The sequence below is a fragment of the Photobacterium leiognathi genome, assembly GCF_030685535.1.
Classification (GTDB): Bacteria; Pseudomonadota; Gammaproteobacteria; order Enterobacterales; family Vibrionaceae; genus Photobacterium; species Photobacterium leiognathi.
This window is the reverse complement of the sequence record NZ_CP131601.1, coordinates 587,312-604,196: the sequence shown is the minus strand read 5'-3', so window position 1 is coordinate 604,196 and position 16,885 is coordinate 587,312. Positions and strand designations below refer to the sequence as shown.

Genomic DNA, 16,885 nt, shown 5'->3' with positions numbered 1-16,885 from the left:
TCAACATTGCATGTTGTGTTTGCATATTGTCCGGATCATTCCGGATGGATGGAATTTCCATCCTTTACTTCCTGTATTTTTGACTTTCCTGTCAAAGCTATTGTTAGCACTGCGCCCCAACGCAGTGCTATTTTTTTATCAATTAAAAACCATCATCACTTGCTCTGAAGACCATTTCTTAGCATGATCCGCTGTTCAAATTTCAGTAATGTGAACGACCATGACGACTCAATTCGATATATCAACCATTTTGGCTCAATTTCCAGCATTACAACATGCTGACGGTGAGCTACCTCCTGTGTATTTAGATAGTGCAGCTACCGCACAAAAGCCAGCGGTTGTGATCGATACCCTTACTGAGTACTACCGTGGTTACAATGCCAATGTACATCGCGGCAGCCATAGCCTAACGGCGAATGCCACATTACGATTTGAGCAAGCCCGTGAAACGGTTAAAGACTTTATTGGTGCTGCAAGCAGTAAAGAAATTATTTGGACGCGTGGTGCTACTGAAGCATTAAATTTAATTGCCCAAACATACGGTCGAGCAAACCTGCAAGTTGGTGATGAAATCCTTGTCAGTGAGCTAGAGCACCACGCCAATATCGTGCCTTGGCAGATGATTGCAGCAGAAACAGGCGCTCGAGTGGTGAAAATCCCGATGCATCCAGACTGCACTTTAGATATGGATGCGTTCTATACACTACTCTCTGATAACACCAAGATAGTTGCTGTCGCGCACATTACCAATGTCACTGGCACACGTAACCCAATTGAAGACATTATAAATGCTGCTCATCAGCACAATGCCATCGCTGTGATTGATGGTGCTCAAGGGATTGCTCATGAAAATGTGGATGTGCAATCGCTAGATGCAGATTTCTATGTTTTCTCTAGCTATAAAATTTATGCGCCAGCGGGTATCGGCGTGCTTTATGGTAAACAAGCCTTACTTGAAGCTATGCCGCCTTGGCACGGTGGCGGTAAAATGGTGGAAAAAGTCTCTTTTGGCGGCACAACTTTCGCCGCGCTACCGGGAAAATTTGAAGCAGGTACACCTAATGTCGCAGGCAGCCTCGCTTTAGCCGCTGCGATAAACTGGTTAAATAATCTTGATCGTAAAGGCGCTGAACAACACATCGCCAAGCTTCGCCAACAAGCGATTGATGGCATTAAAGGCATTGATGACCTGCGTATTGTTGGCTTGCAGCCAGAGGCCAGCTTATTCTCTTTTGTGGTCGATGGCGTCCATCATCAAGATATTGCGACCTTGCTTGATCAGCAAAATATCGCGCTACGTGCTGGGCATCATTGTGCTCATCCTATGCTTGATGCGCTAGGCTTAACAGGGACATTACGAGTATCATTAGCCCTTTATAATACCGAGCAAGATGTAGAACGCTTCATTGCAGCACTACACAAAGCTTGTGACTTACTTTAATGCGTTATCTGGATTGAACATTATGGCTGAACTTACGCTTCCTTCTCACCCTTTCGGCACCGACATTACAACGGCTGATATCGTGGCTCAAATGCAAACGGCTTCTGGCTGGGAAGATCGCTACCGTGCTGTGATCCAACTAGGTAAGAAATTGCCTGTAATGGCAGAAGAAGACAAAGATGAGCAATTGAAAGTAAGTGGTTGTGAATCGCAAGTGTGGCTTCGCCACCAGCAAGTTGATGATCGCTTTTATTTTCAAGCAGATTCCGATGCGCGAATTGTGCGTGGATTAATTACCCTCGTACTAGCCGCTTATCACGGTAAAACAAGCACTGAGATCCGTGAGTTTGATATCGATGGTTACTTTGACTCGCTAGGCTTAATTGCTCATTTAAGCCCTTCTCGTGGTAACGGCTTAAAAGCCATTGTTGAACAAATTAAGCAATTAGCTAACTAAACTGCTTAATTGCTAAAGCAAATTATAGAAAGCTAAATACAAAAAAGCGGATCATCGGATCCGCTTTTTGCTATTTGAAAATCTTTTCGATGCAGTATCTATTAAGCCAAAGCATTACTTTTTATGTTTCTCAATCAGCTTACGTAAGATCTGCGATACCGCAACAAAACCAAAGGTTGCAGTGACTACCGTGGCAGCACCAAAACCGCTAGCACAATCCATACGCTTCGGTCCTTCTGCAGTTGCTTTCACAGCACATACCGAACCATCAGCTTGTGGGTACTTCAATTGCTCTGTTGAGAACACACAATCAATACCAAACTTACGCTTTGGATTTTTCGGGAAGTTATGATGACGACGCAGCGTATCACGCAATTTCTTCGCTAATGGATCTTGAATTGTTTTGGTTAAATCTGCGATTTGAATTTGAGTAGGATCCATCTGACCACCCGCACCGCCAGTGGTGATCACTTTAATTTTATTACTTTTACAGTAAGACAGCAGTGCCGCTTTTGGCTTCATGCTATCAATCGCATCCAGCACGTAATCAAAATCTTTTGATAGGTATTCTGCTTGGTTATCAGGAGTGATGAAATCATCAATCAAATTGACCTTACACTCAGGGTTGATCAACTGAATACGCTCTGCCATCACTTCGATTTTACTTTTCCCTACCGTACCTGTCATGGCATGGATCTGACGGTTAATGTTAGTCACACACACGTCATCCATATCAATCAACGTCAGCTCACCAATACCTGAACGCGCCAACGCTTCTGCTGCCCATGAACCTACACCACCAATACCGATCACACACACGTGTGCTGCACGAAGGATTTCTACTTCGCTATTGCCGTATAAACGACGTGTGCCGCCAAAACGTTGGTTGTAACTATCAGATGCTGGAGTATCAAGTTCGCGCATAGTACTTCTTCACAGAGATGATGGATGGATAAAGAAAGAGTGCGTTTTTATACGCACTCTTAATAAGATTGTCCAGTTGTTAGCATCACTCAAGCTTGTTGGTAATGCTTTCTAACAGTACCGAACTATGGCTTAAGCCAAGGGTCTTGAGTTGCAGTCCCTTCTAAGCCTAAACGCCATACACGACCAAAGTGCTTGTAGTGACCAGCATCAGTACCTGCTTGCTTACCCATACCGTGGTAAAGATCGAGGTGGTTTTTCTTCACAGCACCACCTGTGTCTAGCGCAAGTAACAGGCGTAAAACGTGTTTACCAGTCCAGTGACCTTGTGCATCAAGCTCAGGTACTTCTGCAAGTAGCGCAGAGCCCATAGGAATGTACTTACGATCAGCTGCAACAGCGGCATTGGCTAGCAATGGAATACCTGCGCTACCTTTTACATCTAAACTCTTATGTGGCTTAAAGAAAACAAACGATGGGTTTTGCTCTAGTAGTTCACGTACTTGTGATTCACTGTGCGTCGATACCCATTCTTGAATCGCTTTTAGTGACATTTTTTCTTTAGGCACTTCACCACGATCAATCAGCACACGACCAATACTTACATAACGGTGACCGTTTTTGCCGTTGTAACCAAAATACTCTAGTTGATCGTTATCTTCATAATGCACAAAACCACTGCCTTGTACTTCCATCATGAAAATATCTAGCATAGATTTGCTGTAACCTAACTCCAAGCCCTTACCTTTTAACGCGCCGTTATAAATTTCTGCGCGAGATGGGCAACGACCATTACACTTAGGCATTGCATATACAGGGTAACGAAACTCTGCATTAGGTGTATGACGAAGTTCAATAACAGGTGAATAGTAACCAGTGAACATCACGTTACCACGGTTATCACCACCGCCCATTTGAGCCGCTTCAATACCGTAGCTAGACAATTTACTTGGATCACCACCAGCACTGATCCACTTTTCTAGTTGCTTGTATAACGGGCCATATTTACGCGCCATCGATGGTGAGCGTGTCACTACCATTTCAGCTTGCGGTGCAAACGTTGTGTAATCACGAGGCTTATCTGATTTAATCGTTGAGACACGATTTAAAACATGTGAGAAGTAATTACCAAGATATTGATGCGCAAGTGGATTTTTTTGAATTTCAGCTGGTTCATTAAGTTTCACTGCATCATCAGATGCACAACCTGCCAAGCCAAATAGAATAAGAGCGATTGTTGCTTTACGTAACACGATAGATAAGCCTATAAAAATTTAAAAAAGCGATATAGCCAAGAAGATGAATATGCATTTATAACGGCAATAGTAACAAAGCCCAAGCCATATAACGTCATAATCTTAAACCATATTTGTATCTAAATGTCATTGAAGTGTCTGCATTTCCATGTAAATAAGGAGGATATTTATTTTATCTATAATTCAATAAGTGTCATATTTTTGTCACACTCAACAGATTTAATAAAAGCGTCACAAAAAATACACAACTTACAAATTTATAATAAAAATATCGCACTCATAAGGACATAAAGAGATGCAAGTACCACTTAAAGTTGGCAAAGATACTTTGTTAGATCCCAATGCTATTGAATATCAATGGATACGAAATTTAACCAGCGAGGGGGTTCCTCAACAACAAATCAATAACGTTATTCAGCACTGTCTCGGTGGCACCCCACAGACGGCTGAACTCATGAGACAAATAGCCCTCAAGCAAAGTTCCATTCACGAGCTACTAAAACTGATTTAATGATAGAGGTGTTCGTAAAAAAGTCGAAATATAGTGCGCGGGTTGCTGACGGATAAAGGTGTTTTTTACATAAATATAGCTGTATAGCTCCCCGCCTAAACGATAACTGAGCGTTTGACCGTCCCATTCATACGTCGTCGTCACTAAGCGGTTTTGATGATAAATCCCTAAAGGGCCGATTTCGAAACTATCAGCGGCATATTTTGCGACATCATGTTCTTGCCAATGACCATAGATCCCAACCGATGACGCAGGCTGAAATAGATTCGATAATGAATGTTTAGAGACAAACACCCCAGCTAGCACTAACCCACCGATTAATAAACAAAGCAGCATAATGACATGCGAACGCTTAGTTGGCTGAGTCGTCATATTATCTTGTGATAATTGGGCTTTATCCAATCTTCATCTCCAGAATAATCTTATGGTTAGATTAAGTATGACGTCTCAATGTAAATACCTAATTACCAACGTAACATCTTGGTAAATACTATCACTTTAAGACTGTACAAATTGACAAATTAATTTACTTTATCCATATAACTTTTTTGTACATGGATGTCAGATAGTGAAAAGACGTAGTACGCCGCTGGTTAAAGGATTTAGACAGTCAGCACCTTATTTAAATGCCCATGTTGGGAAGACGATGGTGATCATGGTTGGCGGTGAAGCCTTTGCCGATCCCAACTTCAGTAATATCGTCAACGATATCGCCTTACTTAATAGCCTAGGCATTCAAATCGTGATTGTCTATGGTGCTCGCCCGCAAATTAGTGCATTACTTGCAGAGCAAGATTGTTATTCTCCTTATCATAAAGGGATCCGCATTACTGACGAACGTTCCCTTGAGATAGCTAAGCAAGCTGCGGGGCAACTGCAATTAGATATTACTGCGCGTTTTTCAATGGGACTCCACAATACACCAATGGCTGGCGCACAAATCAATATCATTAGTGGCAACTTTATTGTTGCCCAACCGCTAGGGATTGATGACGGGATTGATTATTGCCACAGCGGAAAAATACGTCGGATTGATACGGATGCGATTAAGCGTCAGCTTGAACAAGGCTCCATTGTTTTACTTGGCCCGATCGCCAGTTCGGTAACAGGTGAATGCTTTAACCTCACCTCAGAGGAAGTTGCGACCCAAGTGGCTATTCGCTTAAAGGCCGACAAGTTGATTGGCTTTTGCTCTGAGCTTGGTGTTCTCGATGACAATAGCGAAGTGATCTCTGAGCTATTACCTAATGAAGCCGATGAAATCCTACAAAACCTGATTGATGAACGGGCTCAAGATTGTGGCACGGGGCGTTTTCTTCGTGGCGCAATTAGCGCATGTCGAGCAGGTGTGCCTCGCAGTCATTTAGTCAGTTACAAAGAAGATGGCGCATTAATTCAAGAGCTGTTTTCTGTTGATGGCATTGGTACCCAAATCGTGATGGCAAGTGCCGAAAAAGTACGTCGCGCCAATATTAACGACATTGGCGGTATTCTTGATTTAATTCAGCCTCTAGAACAAGATGGCATTTTAGTTCGACGTTCACGAGAACAACTAGAGCAAGAGATCACCCAATTCACCATCGTTGAACGTGATAACTTAATCATTGGTTGTGCCGCCCTCTACCCCTTCCCCGATGAGAAAATGGCAGAAATGGCTTGTGTTGCCATTCATCCTGACTACAGAGATGGTAACCGAGGCGTACTGTTATTAAATGAGCTTTGCCAACAGGCTCGCCAACAAAAACTAGAACATTTATTTGTGCTAACTACGAGAAGTTTACATTGGTTCAGAGAGCAAGGATTCTCTGAGTGTGATGTTGAAAGGCTGCCGATGGCTAAAAAAGCACTATACAATTACCAAAGAAGATCAAAGATCCTGATAACAAAACTCAAATAAATGACAATAAATTAACAAACCAGTCATTGTTGGCAATATACTTTCCCGCTTCTATAACTTATAGAACAACCGCTCAACACATAATTATTACAGAAAGTATAAAGCAAAGGTAAGTAAAGCAGCTTATGATGAGTTTAATTTTCTTATTACTTTTGATCGCCATGGTCACGGCGTTCATTGGTAAAAAAAGCATGGGTTATGCGTTTTTCGCAATCTCTGTCGTTCTGGGTCTGTACTGGTTTAATCACCACGCAACCGACACCCTATCCATTTTGTTATAACGGGGGCGATAAAGAATGAATAATAAACACGTAACCTTGCTCAACACACTTGGTCTACTAGGCATTACTTTTGTACTGCTCATGGGCTCCGTATTACAAGTTGCTTGGAATGAATTGCCTTGCCCATTGTGTCTATTGCAGCGCCTTGGCTTTGTGATGGTCATGTTCGGCTTCATGCTAAACGTGGTTTACGGCACACAGCAACGCCACTACGGTGTTATACTCGTTGGTGCGTTATTTGGCGCAGCGACCGCGCTTCGCCAAGTATCACTACACGTTATTCCAGGTACGCCTGGTTTTGGTAGCCCTATTTTAGGTATGCACTACTACACGTGGGCATTTGTGATCTTCGGTATGACGATTGCGGGTGTTGCACTACTGTTGATGCTATGGAATAAGGACTGGACAAGCGAAAACTACCAAATGAATAAATTTGGTAAATTTGTTTGTATCTTGGCGATCGTCGCTGTCTTGATCAACGTTGTTTCAACTTTCCTTGAATGTGGTCCTTACCAATGTCCAGATAACCCAGTTAGCTACTGGTTACTCGATATGTTCAAGTAATACGAATAAGCCCAAAGAAAACGCCAGCGGTTATGCTGGCGTTTTTTATTCATAATACTTTGAGGAAAACGATACTAAACCAATAACTCAGATAAACCACTGGCACGTTCAGTACGCACTTGCACACTTCGACGAATCACATCCGGTTGTGCATACAAATACAGTCTTGCTTTTGCACGGGTAATACCGGTGTAAATCAGCTCTCGAGTTAAAATTGGCGTAAAGTCATGTGGTAACACCATCACAGTATCGGCAAATTCCGAACCTTGCGATTTGTGGATCGTCATTGCAAACACCACTTCATGATCAGGAATACGACTTGGTAAGAAACCACGGATCGTGCCATCGGGCATTTCAAAATACACTTTTAAACGGCGAATACCGTCAACCGCTTCTGTTTCTGGCTCTAACATGGTGATACCAATATCACCGTTATACAAACCGACAGCGTGATCATTTCGAGTGATCATAATCGGACGACCTTGATACCAAGTATCATCCCCCGGATTGATCTTACCGCGATGCGTTAACTCTTTTTCAATTCGGTAATTTAAGCCAGCTACACCAAAATCACCTTCACGTAATGCACACAGCAAACGCACGTTGGCAAACGCATCTAATACCACTTTGGGCTCACGTTGCTCGGCAATCGCATCCAGATAATCAAAATAGAAGGTCGTAACCTGATTGATCATCGACTGATAACTTTCAGTTGATAACGCATAGTGATGGATATCTTTAAAGCCTTGCTGCCATACTTTATCCACCAGCGCAGGGCGGCCACTATTGATTGCCTTCGCTAACTGACCAATACCTGATTGGGAATGGAAGCGATAACTCTTTTGTAGCATACACAAACAATCTGCTACTAAGCTTAAATCTAACGAAGTGCTATGTAAGTCATAGCCTGTTAATTGGCTTAATACCTGACCTTGTGAGCCACTATAACCTTGGTTTGCAAACGAGCAGATATCACCTAACACAGCACCCGCTTCAACTGATGCCAGCTGATCTCTATCACCTAATAAAATCAGTTTTGCGCCAGCTGGCATTGCATCTAGTAAGCGCGCCATCATAGGTAAATCGACCATTGAGGCTTCATCGACCACCAGCACATCAAGGTGCAGTGGATTTTCTTTATGATGACGAAACTCAACACGCCCCGGAATCGCCCCTAATAGACGGTGAATCGTGCTCGATTGAGTAGGAATACGCTCTTTTACCGACTTTTCGATAGGCAGTGATTTAACCGCTGAACTGATCGATTCTGTCAGTCTTGCCGCCGCTTTACCTGTTGGTGCAACCAGCATGATATTAGGGATGTGCTCATCACCTGCTTGCATCACCAGTGCCGCTAACAGTTTTGCGACCGTGGTGGTTTTACCGGTACCTGGACCGCCTGAAATCACCGCAAATTGACGGGTTAACGCCACGGCTGCAGCCACTTTCTGCCAGTTCAAACACACATCGAATGGGATCAAACCATCAAGCTGCGCTAAATCGGTTTGTTGTTTTGCCGAACTTAAAACAGTATCGATACTCACCCAATCCAGCGATTCAGGTTTAACAATATCAAGCATGTCACAAACTAGTGTTTGACGAGCTTGCGGCGTGTCAGCGTTGGACAACGCTTCGAACAGATAGCCATAAGAAACAGGGAACAAACTATCTAACGCTTGATGCATCTCGGTTAGCTGCTCTGGATTAAATATCTGCTGTTGATTACCTGCATTTTTTGCCATCGATAAAATCTTAGCGGCAACCGTTTGTTCAAATTGCCAGTAACGGCTTAAGTACAAACGGCCATGCTCAATCACTAAAGGCGTAGCTTCAACATTGCCAGCTTTTACTGTCGAAACAACAGTAAACTTAGTGAGTAACTCCGCCCATGACGATGGCTCAGGCATGCCATCTAAAAGCTCAATAGCCACACGAGACGGCAAGCCCAATAATCGTTGCGGTGTGATTTTATCTAACATCACACACACATGCCCCTTACCTAGCTCGTTACTAGCAATTGCTGCCACCAATGCCGCTAAATCAGCTTGTTCAGCAGGGCTGTGATAAGCAACGAATTTGGCGAACTGGTAATCAAGCTGACGTAACACACCTTGTTTAGTTAACGCTTGTAGTCGTTTAAGCATGAGGTAATGCTCCATCAATTAATAAATCCAGTTCATCTAATAGTGCTTGCGATGGTTTCGCATGGAAAATACCACTGTCGCTACCCGCCTGAATACCACGTAAGAACAAGTAATACACGCCACCAAAATGGGTGTCGTAATCATAATTAGGAATACGACTACGTAAGAAACGTTGCAGTGCTAAGGCATAAATTTGGTACTGCAAGTCGTAGCGGTGATCACGCATCGCTTCCACTAACTGCTCGCCACGATAGACTTGCGGATCATCACCCAGATAATTCGATTTCCAGTCAAGTACGTAGTATTTGCCTTGATGCTCAAACACCAAGTCGATAAAGCCTTTTAGCATCCCACTCACTGAGCTAAACCCTAATTCACCCGCTTTGGCGGAAATGGAATCATGTTTCGCGATCACTTTGTTCAGTAGTGGTGATTGCAGCATTTCAATTGGCAGTAAAAACTCCATTTCCGTTAAGCGTTGTTGTGGCGTTTTTTCTGCCAGCAACAATTGCTCACCATCAAGCGCACAATTGAGCACATCTTGAATTAGCTGCTGCAATACAGGTAGCCACGCCAATTCATAATGCTCCAACTCAAGCAACTCGGTTAATTTGGCGACTGTTTCAGGGCTATCAACAGGACGAGTAAATTCAATCTCTTCAAACACGGTATGCAAAAACGTACCCGGACGCGCACCACGAGGGAAAGTATAAATGGAGTATTCAGGCTCTAACTCAACCTCGGCATCAGGGCTTTCTGAACCATCATTTTGAAGCGCATCCGTTTGGACTGAATCAATATCAAAGTCTGGCAAATCTAAGCTACTGTCATGGTGTGCTTGATGCCCTTGTTTTACCAAGTTGGAATAACTGGTCATCCACCAGTTACGTTCAATCTGACGTTCAAACTCACGACGGGTTAATGCTTGGCTTTGCTCATCCAGTGCTTCCCATTTATCTTCAGGGAGCACAGGTGGCTCTTCAATGGTAATCGTTGGTTGAGTTTCAGATAACTTCGCCAGTGCAAGCTCTAACGCAGCCACACCACACTCTTCGCCATTTTGAATTAAATAACCCATGGCTGATTTATGCAGTCCCGTTGGCTCTTTGGTACTACGACCATTTCGAACCTAGCGCCATACCCACAAAACAACCGTATACCGCACGGGTCAGAGCTACGTAAATCAAACGTAAGTCTTCAGCTAAGCGCTCTTTATCTGCTTTAACAACCGAGTCTTCATGCTTGGTGATATCTAAAATCGTTACATTCTCGGCTTCATCGTGATATTTCACTTCACCTTTGTTATCAACGGCACGGAAGCTACACACGAACGGCATAAACACCAGATCATATTCCAAACCTTTTGATTTATGGATAGTGACGATTTGCACCAAGTTACGCTCTGATTCCAAACGTAAAATTTGCTCATCAGAATTACCGTTTGGCTCTGCCACATTTTCAGCTAACCAACGTAGCAATGCGTAATCACTGTCTAAGGTTTGGCTGGCTTCTTGCAGCAATTCGCCAATATGCAGTAAATCCGTTAAACGACGCTCACCGCCTTCTTCAACTAACAAACGCTCAGCGATATTATTTTTCGCCATGACGCTGCGCAGCATCGGCATCACGCCGCGCTTTTGCCATTGCTGACGATATTGTTTAAAGCTATTTACCGCAATTTCCCATTCGTTCTCATCGTTATTAAGGGTATCAAGCTCAATCGCTGTTAACGCAAATAAACCAGACGCTAATGCTGATCGTAGCGCGCGATCATCTTCAGGGGTTAATACTGCTTGCAGTAAACGTTGAACATCTGCCGCTTCTGCGGTTGAAAACACACTATCACGATTTGATAAATACACACTGGCAATGCCTTGGCGTGCTAGCGCTTCTCGCACTAACTTGCCTTCACGACCAGTGCGCACCAGTACCGCAATATCACCCGCTTTCATAGCTTTAGCTTCACCACCTTCTTTATCTAAAAAGTAGCCTTGCCCTTGTTGTGAGCGCTCAAGAATATGCTGAATTTGCGCTGCGGTTGCCTGCGCCATAGTAGATTCATATTCACCTTTGGTAACAGGTTTACCCTCATCATTATCTTGCAGCCAGAAAGTTAACGCGTGCTGTTTTTCGCCATTGAGCCACCAGCTTCGCTCTGGCGCTTTAGGGCTATGACCAACAGGTTCAAAGGTAATGTCTTGATCGTAAATAAACGGACTGTTGGGATGGGCAAACACACTATTCACAGAGGCGATCATATCGGCTGTCGAACGCCAGTTTGTGCCTAGCGTGTAATGATCTTGAACCTGTCGACGAGCTTGAATATAGGTAAAAATATCAGCACCACGAAAAGCATAAATCGCCTGCTTCGGATCACCGATCATAAACAAACCACACTCAGGATGATCTTTATAAACGGCGCTGAAAATACCGTATTGCAAGGGGTCAGTATCTTGGAATTCGTCGATCATCGCCACCGGATATTGACTGCGGATCTTACTTGCCAGCAGATCATCTTGATCATGCTCGATCGCAGCACCTAACTGAGTAAGAAGATCGTCAAACGATAACCAGCCTTTATGTGCTTTGGCTTGAGCGAGTAGCGTGCGACAGCGTTCAATCGCATGAGCTAATAATGGATCCCGTAACGTTGCTGGGTTATCAATCAAGTCATCGATAGCTACAAACACACTATGTTGCGGTGCTTCACCTTTCGGGGTTTTCTCGATTAATACTCGCTGTGAAAACTTATCTAACTTATCAGGTAGCTCATAGCTATCGGTGGCTGCATTTGCCCACTCATTTACCTGTGCTAACCAAGTGGGTAAACTCTTTTTGGTATAGCTGCGCTTATTCACGTCAGAGTTGGCAATTAACGCTTCTAAATCAGCAAAGTGCTCTTTCCACAACGTCTTAAAGCCATTAATGCGCTCAAGGTTCTGTTGGTGTAACTGCTCTAAGTCCGCCGTCATGGCTGAGACAGATAATTTGACTGGTGCATCGGTTAAGCTATTACCGATATCTTTTAATAAAGCTGCTGGCGATGACCATAAATCACGAATTTGTGATGCCAGCGAGCAAGGTAATTGATAGAAATGGCTTCGCCAATAGTCAGCCACCACCAAGCTTTTTAGCTGGCTTTCATCGGTTACAAATTCATTGTTGAAACGACAGCCTGATTCAAACGCATTTTGAGTCAACATACGCTGACAGAAACCATGAATGGTATAAATCGCCGCTTCATCCATTTGGCGCTCAGCCTGCAATAAAATATTCGCGGCCGCTTTATGATCTGGGTATTCAGATAACAACGGCTCAATGACAGGATCGTGACTAACACCTCGGCTAAAAGCGAGTCGAGCATCATGGATACGTGCGCGAATACGATCACGCAGCTCAGCCGTTGCCGCCTCTGTAAAGGTCACCACAAGGATCTGATCAACCGTAAGCTCTGTAGCGTGGCGTGTTTGTACGCAGCCATGACCTAACAATAAACGAAGGTATAAACTGGCAATGGTGAAGGTTTTACCCGTACCCGCTGAGGCTTCAATTAAACGGGTGCCATGCAGTGGGAACGCCATTGGCTGCAAAATGTTGGTCTGCGTTTGTGCCGTCATGATTTTACTTGTCCCATATCATCAAATTTGAACGCTAAAATGATCATTGTTATTTCAAGGTGATCTTGCTCACATCACTAATGTGATCAAACACTTATAAGCGAAGATTAAACGATCAAATCCTGTTTTATTCTAATATTGTGAGAACTTACTCACGGTTTGTCTTACAGCGGTTAGTTAGTATCTGCGCCAGAAACTTGGTCACCTCTGGATCGGTGGCCGTACAGCGAACACCCTACAATTAATAATGATTTGCTGGCGGCCACACTACTCTCTCTATTCCTGCTTCACTTCTTCACTGTTTAGCACTGCCGCTTGTAACACTTTCAATGCCAATACATAACTGGTTTGCGCAAGCTCATCATCCCAATGTGTCCACACGCGATTGATGTACTCATCAGCACCTTCACCAGCAAAAAGATAACCATCGTTAAAACAACCCGCCATCTTGTCGTAAGCTTTTTCAACCGTCAGTTCGTCATCTTTCCAATTACCTTGTTTATCAACACAAGCTTGAATACCTGCATGTGCCGTTTTCGGGAAATATGCCAATGGCTGATTTAAACCTTGATAGTAAAGCTCGATTAATTCTTGTAGGTAACGCTTTGCAGTTTCTGCATCAATTGGATGAAGAATAAGGTATTTATCGGTGCCAATCAGATGTGTTTTTTGCATTGCTTGAGGTTGGCTAATGGCTAAACACAGGTGATCACACCAAGCCGCCAATAAATCCACCGAGCGCACTTTACCGCTACGAAAACGCATTAAACCTGATTGATAACGCTGCTTTAACCAGCCTTGTAGCAAAATAGGATGACCATTAACGTCAAAGCGAAGACCCACTTCTTGATCCGCTAATGGCGCATGCACCAAAGGCTCGATCTTATCGACCAACTCCCCAACTGAAGATCGGCTAGCATCTAAGTCAATTTCACCAAATGCCGCCACAGGTAATCGACCTGCAGCTTTTTGCTCTTGTGCAAAATGACTAAAGATCTGATCGGGATCTTGGTTCGTCATTTTGGCATCAAGTAATAGACCTAATAGATCATTTTTGATGTGATAGCTTTCTAGCTGATTAAGCACAAATGGCTCATCATCTTCAAGCAAGCCCATTGGTGGCTCAAAGTAAACTTTCAAACGGCGGTTAAAGAAATAACGTACAGGCAAACGCCAAAAACGTTGTAGCTCGGCAAGCTCTAGCACTTGTTGCTGATCGTCTGCAATTGGCTCTGGTGGTAATTCACTAAGTTGGAATGGCTGACTCGCTTGTCCTTCACGAGCTGCTGCAGGTAACCATTCAATGGCATAACTGCCTTTCTCGCCAGTAAACGCACTTGGGCTAAATGGCACTAATGGATGGTGCTCAATCAGTTTTTGTTTAATCTTCTCTGCTGATTCATCAACAGCTAATGGCTCATCACCTTCAAGGCAGTAACCTTGCTGGCAATATTCCACCAGCTCACTAACCAAGACTGAAGCTATCTTCTCCGCGTTATCTTGAATTGAGCGTCCAACATAGCTGATATATAAGGTTTGCTGCGCAGAAAGCAATGCTTCTAAGAATAGGTAACGGTCATCATCACGACGGGAACGATCGCCTGCTTTAGTACGACCATTCATTAAATCAAACCCTTCAGGCGCAATGTTACGAGGGTAAGCACCGTCATTCATGCCAAGCAAACACACTACATCAAAAGGGATCGAGCGCATTGGCATCAAGGTACAGAAGTTTACTTGCCCAGCAAGGAAACGCTGGCTAACTCGCTCGCCCGATAGTTTATCTCGTAAATATTGGGTTAACACCGCTGGCGTAATGTCGGTTTGATATCCTGCATCTGAAAGCTGCTCTTGTAAGCGGTGTACGTTATCGCGGATCGATTTCAGTACTAATTCACCTTCAAGCTCGACAGCAAAGAAATCATCCAATAGTTGATTTAATATGTCTGACCAACCAGCGACTGTGTGTGGCTCCGCTAACACTTCACGGTAACTAATTAAGCAATCAATAAAACCTGCCAACTGACCTGCTAATTCTGCATCAATACCCTGCACTTGATCGTAAGCAGAAATGCCTTCAAACAAGCCCGTATCATGTGGCATGGCATAACCCAGTAACATTCGCTGAATACCAAACAGCCAAGTATTTTGCATCTGCTCAGGAAGGTCAAATTGACTCGATGTGTGCTGATCTAAGCCCCAACGCACCCCTGCTTCTTCTATCCACTGTTTTACTTTCTCAAAGCTTTGGCTATCAAAACCAAACTTATTCATCACCGCAGGCACTTCTAATAGTTCCAGCAATTCGGAAGCATGACAGCGACTATCAGGTAGAGTTAACAGACGTAAAAAAGCCAGCAAGATTGGATTTTCTTGCTCTGCGGTTCGGTCTGAAATGGAGAATGGGATGTAGCGGTTACCCGGCGCATTACCAAATACCGCTTGGATCGCAGGGCTGTAGGCATTGATATCTGCCACCATCACGATAATGTCGCGCGGCTTAAGATCAGGATTTGCCTCAAACATGGCTAAGAGTTTGTCATGCAGCACTTCCACTTCACGCATTGGGCTATGGCATGCATGAATAGAGAGTGAGTTATCATCTGCAGCAATGGGGAATTTATGCTCGCTAGATTCAAGTAACTCATCATTTTGACGATCAATTAATTCAAGAATATCGTATTGAATAGCATGCAATAAATTATCTGGCTCAATATCTACAAAACCATCATCGTTTGTATTTACATTCATACCGGATAATAAATAAACATTATCACGCCCCAGTTTTCCCATTGAGGCTAGAAGACTGTTACCACTTAATTTTTCAACCATCTCGTCATAAGATGTTAAATCATCATCTTTGTAGTCACTCAATACTTCATCAATACTATTTTCGATAGCTCGTAACTTAACTCGATTTTTTGCTGCTAATCGCGCAAGATGCTTATGATCGCGAATATCTCCCCAGTAATAACGACAAGGGTTGGTAAACATTAAATGCACGTCAATATGCTCACCAATAGCGGCAAGTGCATCCAAATAACGTGGGGGTAATGATGAGATACCAAACACAAACAAACGCTGCGGTAAACCTGCTGCAATTAATGCTTCTTTACCTTGTGATGCGTTGTAGTTTTGTAGCGTTTCAATAAAGTGTTCGTACAAGTTAGCACGATGATAAGGCGATTGCCCTAATGCCAAAGTCTGATCATACAGTGCTTGCCATAAAATAGGCTGCCAAGGGTGTTCACCTTCTAATTCAGCAACCGTTTCTCCCGCTTCCCACTGTTGGATCCACTCAGGGCGATACACTAAATATTGGTCAAAAATATCGGCAATCTTTTCGGCTAATTGATAACACTTTAGGTTGTCGTCATCACCGTCTAAATAGCGCTGTAGTGCTTCAAACTCTGGTTGGTCAAACTGTGCTGGCAACACTTGCATTAACTTCCACGTCATCGCTTCTTTGTTAAATGCACTACGCTCTGGCACATCTGCCAACACTTGGGTAAACATCTTCCAAATAAAGGTCGCTGGCAGTGGAAAATCAATATTGGCTGCGACACCTAATGATTTCGCCAGCTCCATTTTTAGCCACTGCGACATCCCTGGGCTTTGCACCAGAATTTGTTCTTTTTCAAATGGATTGGCTAACGGTTGCAGCCGAATAAGCTCCACCAGCAAAGATTTTAGCAGGTCGAGTTGATTTGAATGGTAGACAGTAAACACTTAGGTATCTCACAGCAGGTGATGAATAACTAAATTGTCTACCATGAATTGAACACTGTAAATA

The 16,885-nt window shown here is 43.5% G+C and carries 11 protein-coding genes and 1 pseudogene; 6 read left to right on the top strand and 6 right to left on the bottom strand.

All coding sequences use genetic code 11. The features are described 5' to 3' along the window. Positions 1 to 220: 220 nt before the first annotated feature. On the top strand, positions 221 to 1,441 hold the full coding sequence (locus Q7674_RS09830) for an aminotransferase class V-fold PLP-dependent enzyme (protein ID WP_305423637.1): 1,221 nt from the start codon (positions 221 to 223) through the stop codon (positions 1,439 to 1,441). A 22-nt stretch (positions 1,442 to 1,463) separates the two neighbouring features. After that, the gene (gene csdE, locus Q7674_RS09825) at positions 1,464 to 1,898 is read left to right on the top strand and encodes a cysteine desulfurase sulfur acceptor subunit CsdE (protein WP_045065866.1); all 435 of its coding nucleotides are present in this window, start codon (positions 1,464 to 1,466) and stop codon (positions 1,896 to 1,898) included. A 114-nt stretch (positions 1,899 to 2,012) separates the two neighbouring features. On the opposite strand, the gene tcdA is transcribed toward csdE, so the two are convergent. Beyond that, positions 2,013 to 2,822 carry a tRNA cyclic N6-threonylcarbamoyladenosine(37) synthase TcdA gene (tcdA, locus tag Q7674_RS09820; protein WP_023933432.1) on the bottom strand — a complete coding sequence of 270 codons (810 nt, stop codon included), beginning with the start codon at positions 2,820 to 2,822 and terminating at the stop codon, positions 2,013 to 2,015. Positions 2,823 to 2,947: 125 nt separating this feature from the next. Continuing rightward, positions 2,948 to 4,036, bottom strand: a complete 1,089-nt coding sequence (gene mltA, locus Q7674_RS09815) for a murein transglycosylase A (RefSeq protein WP_439788129.1) — start codon at positions 4,034 to 4,036, stop codon at positions 2,948 to 2,950. A gap of 337 nt (positions 4,037 to 4,373) precedes the next feature. On the opposite strand from mltA, the gene Q7674_RS09810 reads away from it, so the two are divergent. After that, positions 4,374 to 4,589 carry a hypothetical protein gene (locus tag Q7674_RS09810; RefSeq protein WP_008986203.1) on the top strand — a complete coding sequence of 72 codons (216 nt, stop codon included), beginning with the start codon at positions 4,374 to 4,376 and terminating at the stop codon, positions 4,587 to 4,589. Here Q7674_RS09810 and Q7674_RS09805 read toward each other — a convergent pair. Continuing rightward, a complete protein-coding gene (locus Q7674_RS09805; protein WP_045065870.1) occupies positions 4,575 to 4,991 on the bottom strand; it encodes a DUF2850 domain-containing protein in 417 nt (138 codons plus the stop codon). The genes Q7674_RS09810 and Q7674_RS09805 overlap by 15 nt on opposite strands. A gap of 166 nt (positions 4,992 to 5,157) precedes the next feature. Here Q7674_RS09805 and argA point away from each other — a divergent pair, with 166 nt between their 5' ends. The 3 genes from argA (at position 5,158) to Q7674_RS09790 (ending at position 7,331) form a co-directional block, all read left to right on the top strand. Beyond that, positions 5,158 to 6,486, top strand: a complete 1,329-nt coding sequence (gene argA, locus Q7674_RS09800) for an amino-acid N-acetyltransferase (protein WP_045065872.1) — start codon at positions 5,158 to 5,160, stop codon at positions 6,484 to 6,486. 125 nt (positions 6,487 to 6,611) lie between these two features. Next, positions 6,612 to 6,767 carry a DUF5993 family protein gene (locus Q7674_RS09795; protein WP_045065873.1) on the top strand — a complete coding sequence of 52 codons (156 nt, stop codon included), beginning with the start codon at positions 6,612 to 6,614 and terminating at the stop codon, positions 6,765 to 6,767. Between the two features lie 15 nt (positions 6,768 to 6,782). Then, positions 6,783 to 7,331 carry a disulfide bond formation protein B gene (locus Q7674_RS09790; RefSeq protein ID WP_008986199.1) on the top strand — a complete coding sequence of 183 codons (549 nt, stop codon included), beginning with the start codon at positions 6,783 to 6,785 and terminating at the stop codon, positions 7,329 to 7,331. Between the two features lie 74 nt (positions 7,332 to 7,405). Here Q7674_RS09790 and recD read toward each other — a convergent pair whose 3' ends face one another. The 3 genes and pseudogenes from recD to recC all read right to left on the bottom strand — a co-directional run bounded on the left by recD (position 7,406) and on the right by recC (position 16,821). Further along, the gene (gene recD / locus Q7674_RS09785; protein ID WP_045065874.1) at positions 7,406 to 9,475 is read right to left on the bottom strand and encodes an exodeoxyribonuclease V subunit alpha; all 2,070 of its coding nucleotides are present in this window, start codon (positions 9,473 to 9,475) and stop codon (positions 7,406 to 7,408) included. After that, positions 9,468 to 13,092, bottom strand: a pseudogene (recB, locus tag Q7674_RS09780) (exodeoxyribonuclease V subunit beta). Before recB ends, recD begins: the two are co-directional and overlap by 8 nt. Positions 13,093 to 13,368: 276 nt before the next feature. Beyond that, the gene (gene recC, locus Q7674_RS09775; RefSeq protein WP_305423634.1) at positions 13,369 to 16,821 is read right to left on the bottom strand and encodes an exodeoxyribonuclease V subunit gamma; all 3,453 of its coding nucleotides are present in this window, start codon (positions 16,819 to 16,821) and stop codon (positions 13,369 to 13,371) included. Between the last annotated feature and the right edge of the window lie 64 nt (positions 16,822 to 16,885).